The sequence below is a fragment of the Aquimarina agarilytica ZC1 genome (genome assembly GCF_000255455.1).
GTDB lineage: Bacteria > Bacteroidota > Bacteroidia > Flavobacteriales > Flavobacteriaceae > Aquimarina > Aquimarina agarilytica.
On record NZ_JH621257.1, the window covers coordinates 110411 to 118115 of the forward strand.

Genomic DNA, 7705 nt, shown 5'->3' on the forward strand with positions numbered 1-7705 from the left:
GTACTTAAACTAACCACTGCGGGTTATTATTATAAAACGATACAAACACTACTCACTTAAAATCAATTTTACTAAGATCATATTACCTTTTTAAGGTAATATGATCTTTTATTTCCTCTCCATCTGGAGTTTTAATTAACACCCAGTAATCATCAGTTGGTACAGGTACTCCATTAAAAGTTCCATCCCAACCTTCACTACTACTAGTAAGAGTTTTTAATAATTTTCCAAAACGATCGTAAATATATACCAAGGTTCCTGGAATTTCATCAATAGATTTTACATGCCAGGTTTCTGTTTCAATAGGTCCACTTCCATTTGGAGTGAAATATGGAAAGTAATCTATAAAAATAAATTCTTTCATACTTGGGTCACATCCATTTTTATCAAATACCCAAATGGTATGTTTCCCAGGCAATACATTTTCAATTACATTAGATTCTTGACTATTTGCAGGGTCTGGATCATCATAACCATAGGTATAATCTCCTTCAGAAGAAACCTCAATAGTTACTTGATTTAAATCAAAACCTTTTATTATATCGTCAATAACAATATCAGCACTCTTCGATTCCTTAACTTCAAAAGTTTTAAATGCCGCACATGATCTCACCGAGTTATTTCTAACTTCCAAAGTAATGAACAAACCAATATCAGCTGGACTTAATTCTAAAGTTTTAGAATTGGTTACTGGCTGCTTGACTTGATTACCTAATTCATCCTTAAATGTCCACTCATAAAACACATCATTATCATTTCCTGTATCACCATCAATCAAACGCATTGGATTATTAATACAAAAAACTACATCATCAAGATCAATAATCGGAATTTGCTCAACAAATAACTCTATTTCTGCTATAGATTCACAACCTATTGCTTCATTTTTAACTTTCACATAATAAATTCCCGAATTTATAAGTCTATCGGCAGGTATTTGATCCCCTTGTTCCGCATCATCTCGTGTTAAATGATAACTTATATTATAATCCGAAGGTGTTTGACCGCCCAATATTTCTGCATTTAAAACTTCATAATCAAACAGAAAAAAACCATCATTAAATTCATCATCATCACATACTGTTCTACTTGCTAAACTTACTTGATTAATTACAGGAAGGGATACTTCTTCCAAACTAATCACTCCAATATTTATACAACCTGAATTTACATTCATTGACTTTACATAAACCTGACCATTGGGAATAGTATCTGCGTCATTAATTTCTGTAACCGAAGTTGCTGCCATATCGGTGTGATAACTAATTGAAACATCGGTATTATCCGGTATTAATAGCCCCGTTAATTCTGCTCTTTTTTCGCCAAATAATTCTCCTTCACAAAATCTAACCGGTGTTGTAATCTCATTTATTTGAGGTAATTGAATTAAATTAATTCTAAATTCATTCTCGTGGATACAGTTCGTATCTGTATTAGAAATTAATGTCAAATAAACAATTTGCTCCCCAAATCTATTCACTGGGAACTGCGCTATATCCACACCCGTAATTTCATTTGAAGCATTTCTGGATGCTGCAGTGTAATAATGTATCGAATAATCTAATTCAGCGCCAGCTAAAGGAACAAAACTTGCCTCAATAGAATTCAAATTAAATAGTTCAATACCATCATTATCCATATCACAACGCTCCATTACTTGAGTAATAGGTTCAAGTTGTGGGATTGCATTTACTGTTACATCAAATTCAATAATCGTATAACATGAAGTACTATTATTGGTAACACGAGCTACATATGATTTTGTTGTAGCTCTATTTACCTCACTCAAAACAGTATTAGTATCCGCATCTTCTATGGTATTATGATAAGACACTGTAAAATTAGTAGGGTTTTGCCCATTTAATACTGTAGTGTCCAAATCCGAAAAAATAAAATCAGTAACTCCATCTAATACATTATCCAAATCACAAACAACTAAATCTAATGGATTTGGCGAGGCAATTACAGGAAGTGGATTTGCTATCAAACCTAATCTTACTATAGCTTCGGAGGTACACAAAGTTTCCGTATTAAAGGCTTCTGCAAAAATCTCTATATCACTCGTTCTTTTGGTAAAACTACCCGAAAGTGGTCTAGTCCCTGCAGCATCCGAATAATAACGTACTATTACATTTTCATTTATAGGATTAGAAGTATCCACAAACTGAAAATTAGTATTTAATACACTAAGGTCACTTATTGTAAAACTATTTGAACCAAATGTATCCTCACATAAAACAATATTTTTAGCTACAATTTCTGGTAAAGGATTTAATTGTATGTTATATGATGTTTCAAAAATACAACCAGTATCCGAAGTAATCCTTAAGTATATAGGTGTATTAAAATTTGTAATTTCAAATGCTTGATCCGCATCAATATTTAAAGGTGTTGTTTCGGTATGGGCAGCTCTATCCGATGCTGTTCTAAAATAAAGCACTCCTCCTACCGCTGCTAAATCTCTTTGTCTACCTGCATAGTTAAACACAAAATCAGCCTCTATACTTGTCAAATTAACTGTTTCAACTCCTTGTATACCTACATCACAAACCTGTATATTTTGTAAAGATTCTACCTCTGGTCTTTCATCAACTATAAGTAAAAATTTATCAAATGTTACACATCCATTTATATTAGTAATACGCGCTACTATTTCCTGAGATAAAGGTGTTTGATTTTCGTAACCATCTAATGGTAACGCCGTCCCAGTTGCTGGAGGCACCTGTATACTTTGACTTCCTGCAGTACTTAAATCAACAAATCCTGCATCTTCATCATTTATATAAAAATCAACGCTAACACCAGTTATTACTCCATTATCGGTAATCATATCAATAGCATCCTGTAAATTAAACGTAGCCACACTCGGTGTATCTCCTTCACATTCTATTAAACGATCAATAGGAATAGTAGCGGCATTTTCTTCAATTTTCAAATTGAACTGACCTGTCACAAAACAATTAGGGTCATCGTTATTTTCGATTCTAAAATAAATAGGCATTTCAGGAATACTACTTGAAAAAGTAGGATTTGTAATTTCTCCACTACTCCCTCCCAAATTAGCATCGGCAATTGATGAACTATAATATCTAACAAATTTGTCCGTTTGTGTCCCTAATAACAACGCATCTCTACTACGTAAATTAAAATTAGCCGCTAACGAATTTCCTGGATTGACACACAATAAAAAGTCATCTCTATTTTCAATAATTGGAATCGTATTTATAATGAATTGTTGCTGCTCTACAGAAATACATCCTGTTATTTTGTTTTCATACCTAACCCAAATTATTCCGTCATCATCCAAAGAAATGTCATAATTAGTTATATCGGAAGCAGGAATTAAATTATCCGTCGCCTTAGGGGTTAATTCCGCAGATGATTGTGTATTGTAATAATCTACAGTAAACTCACTCTTATCTGCTGCTGTAACTCTTTGTGTTATATCCTGAAAAGGAATAGGATTCGTTCTATCGTAACATACGTATATTGGATCTAGTGAAACAATATCTGGGGCTGGATTAACTTGCAATTGAAAAGATACCACCGCAATGCACCCATCATTAGAGGTTGCTCTTACCCAATACGTTCCTGTTGTTCCAATATCTGCATCTGTTAATTCTGATACAGATGTATCATCAATAGCATTAGCATCTACTTGATTGGTATAAAAACTTAAACCTAGCGTTGTATCTGTAGTTATTTGCGATGCTATTTCGGTTTGAAACAAAGTAGGTAATCCACTGATTTGACTATCTGAATCTAGATCACAAACCATTAAAGTGTCTACAGGTGTATTTATTGTAACTTGAGGAGAAACAATCAAATCAAACGTATCTCTATCTTCGCACATCGGATCTGTATCCGTGAGACGAACATAAATGGTTTGCCTATCAACTTGTGTATTTGTATAAGAAATTAATTCTGTATTTGTTATAGGAATATTTGCCTCAAAATCAGCAAGAGACGCATACAGCTCAACTCCAAATTCCGTTGAAATTTCATTCTTTTTATTTGAAAGATCAAAAATTGCAAAACCATCATCATCATCATCACAAGCACTCTCATCTTCAACCGTACTGTCCGAAATCAAATGGCGTGCTTTGAGTGTTACGGGGCGTACTATAGAACAATCCTGACCTGTATTTACTATACGCACTCCAATTCTTTGTATATTTTCTTGTTCATTAGTATAATTAGATGGATCTATTATTGGGTTTTCTCCCGACTCTGCATCCGCTACACTTCTGTGAAAACTAATATCTACCCCTGTTATCCCAGATGTTAATATCTGATTTCTTATAGGTTCTAAATCAAAAGCGGTAAAACCATCTTTAGGATCTTCATCACAAATAATAATTTCCTCAAAAATAGCATTTGTTCCTTCTATTTCATCAAAAGGCACACCAATTGGTGGGGTATTAATCGTTATTCTAATTGGCAAAGCATTCCCTGGACAACCTGAAGGAGATGTATTTTGAGCGTAAATAGTAAAACTACCAGTATACACTTGCGAATCATCAAAAGGTGTACTTAACGCCAAATCTTCAAAATAGGAAAAGCTACCAGGTATATCTGAAAAAAATTGAGTTGTAATTTCATCTGTATAAACTGCTTCAAAACCATCTGCATCACTTACAGAATCTCCTATAATTAACTCCGAATCGCACACATCAAAATTTCTAACAACACTTGGTATGGTTTCTCCCTGACCTATATTCACTTCAAAACTAGAGATAAATTTACACCCAGATGGTTCTACAACACTCATGTAAATTGTATCATTATTATTTGCTGTGAACGCATTAGGAGTGGCTATTGAAGTTCCTGCATCACTTTCAGCTTCAGCTAAACTTGTAAAAAAAGCAATTGTTGACCCCGTTTCTCTACCTACTAAAGCTTCAGCACTTTTTATGGTCAAATCAACTACTTGACTAATCGCACCACCCGAAACACATTCTGAAAGTGTTGTTATTTCACTCCCTGGATGAAGATTTGATAAGTCTACTTCAATTTCAGCATCAATCGAACAAGTTAGGTTGAGTTGCACATTTAAACTATAAGTTGCAGACTCGGTAACATCAATGGTTCTGGTATTTTCCAAAAAACTAGTATCTGCACTACTAGTCCATGTGTATTGTGCCGATGCTGGAAATACTTGCGATGGACTTAAGGTTACTGAACTAGCACAGTCTGCTACATTCCCAGCTGTAAAAACGCTACCTTCTAAGCTACCTAAATCTAATGATAGCTCATTGGTGGTTTTACCAATGAACACTGCCGAATCTGAAAAGGCATCTCCTCCATCGGCTATGATTATTTTTACGTTATAACTAGTTCCTATGCTGGAATTAGTTTGAGCACTTAAAGTTTCGGTATACTGTGTATAATTTATTCGCGTACTTGACGACCTTGCTCCTCCATTAGTAATTAATGATGCATTCTCAGCTGGACATGATGTCGCAGGTGTACTACCCACTCCTTCTTCATGAACATTTGCTACAGTTACTGGGCGTCCATCGGGGGTTAAAGCAATATTCCTAAAAGGACTTCCACTCCCAGCTTCTCTAATTAAAATAGCAACCCCATCATTGTTTGTGCAAAAATTTGCTGCACCAGAAGCATATTCATCAGAAGCAAAAACATAGTTAAAAGCAATATTATCTTGTAAAGCATAAAAATCAAATTCAATTTCCGTAGCATTAAATGTTGTCCCTGCAGGGGCTCCTATCGCATTTTCATAATCACTACTACCTCCCCAAACCGTAGTCCCATCACCAATACCCGCTGTACTTGCATTTACCTGACTAACTCTACCGGTAGTTAATACTATTCCTTCCTGTATAGTAAAACCACTATTACCACTAGCTGTAAAACTTCCAAAACTAGTAATAGGAGACGCCGCTTCCGAAGTACCATTGACTCCCAACAACTCATTTGTTGTTAGGTCACAACCTCCAACATCCTCTATAAGATGATTTTCAAGTAGTTGTTCAACATTTTGACTTACACCAATTGTCAAGTCCTGGGCATTAACCACCACAAAACTTACAAAAAAGCAAAAACAAATAAGTAGATTTTTTTTCTTCATCGGGGGAGATTTTGAAACAAATAATTACACAAAAACTTGGTTTACAGAAATTTAAAAAAACAAAACCATATTAAAATACAATAATTCATTTTTTAATAAAATCGTTAAAACACTCAAAAATACAGATAAAAGAACTAATTATCCTATAATTGTAGGTTAATTATTACAAAAAAGCCTTGAGATGTCCTCAAGGCTTTTTTTATTCCTTTATTAATAAAGAAACTACTTATAATTATGAAAGTGCCGAAATACCAGCTTTTAAGGTTTCAATTTTTGCTTGTGCATCTTCCATTTTTTTACGCTCAGTAGCCACTACTTGTTCTGGTGCATTTGCTACAAATCGTTCATTGGAAAGCTTTTTACTTACACTCTTTAAAAAACCTTCGGTATAAGCTAACTCTTCTCTTAATTTACTTAATTCCTCCTCAAGGTTGACTGCTCCTTTTAGGGGTACAAAATATTCATTTGATTTTACTCTAAAAGAAAGCGCTCCTTCAGGTGATTCCTTTACGTAGGATAATGACTCAATATTCCCTAACTTTTCAATAACACAATCAAAATCAGTCGATACGGACTCATTATTAATTATTTGCAAATCAATTGTTTCTTTAAATGATATATTTTTATCCTTACGAATGGTTCTAATTCCCGAAATGATTTCTTTTGCTATTTCAAAGTTTTCTAATAATTGACTATTAAAATCAACCTGTTTTGGATAGGTGTTTATTATTAAGGCTTCTGCGGAAGAACGATCCGTGATGTTTTGCCAAATTTCTTCGGATGCAAAGGGAATAAAAGGATGTAACAAACGTAGGTTATCCTCCAACAAACCTATAACCTCCCCAAAAGTTTTAAGATCAATTGACTCCCCATAAGTAGGCTTAACCATTTCAAGTAACCAACTACAAAAATCATCCCACACCAATTTATATATGGACATTAGTGAATCACTTAATCTATATTTTTCAAAATTACTATCAATGGATACTAATACCGATTGAAATTTATCTTTGTACCAAGCTATAGCCTTAGCAGCCGCTTCTGGCTGTGTTTTTTCTTCGGCTGTAACTTCCCAACCTTTAATCAAACGAAAGGCATTCCATATTTTATTCACAAATGACTTTCCTTGCTTACACAAATCCTCATCAAACATCAAATCATTTCCTGCAGCCGAGCTTAATAACAATCCAACTCGAACACCATCGGCTCCATAATCCGAAATAAGCTTTAAAGCATCGGGCGAATTCCCTAATGATTTAGACATTTTTCGTCGTTGCTTATCACGAACTAATCCCGTTAAATACACATTTTTAAATGGTGCTTCACCCGTATATTCATACCCAGAAATAATCATTCGAGCTACCCAGAAAAATAAAATATCTGGCCCTGTGACTAAATCATTAGTAGGATAATAATATTTAAACTCTTCATTTTCTGGATTATTAACCCCATCAAACACACTCATTGGCCATAACCATGAAGAAAACCACGTATCTAAAGCATCTTCATCCTGCTTCAAATCCGCTTCCTTTAATGATTGATTTCCGGTTTTAATCTGAGCTAATTTTAAGGCCGCCTCTTTAGTTTCTGCTACTACAAAATCCTCTTTCCCTT

Annotated in this window: 2 protein-coding genes; both read right to left on the minus strand. The window is 34.3% G+C overall.

Going from position 1 to position 7705, the window contains the following annotated elements:
* Positions 1-82: 82 nt before the first annotated feature.
* A complete protein-coding gene (locus KQA_RS0208795; protein WP_010180190.1) occupies positions 83-6091 on the minus strand; it encodes a T9SS type B sorting domain-containing protein in 6009 nt (2002 codons plus the stop codon).
* Between the two features lie 232 nt (positions 6092-6323).
* On the minus strand, positions 6324-7705 hold a 1382-nt coding region (locus tag KQA_RS20735; RefSeq protein WP_010180192.1), incomplete at its 5' end, for a class I tRNA ligase family protein.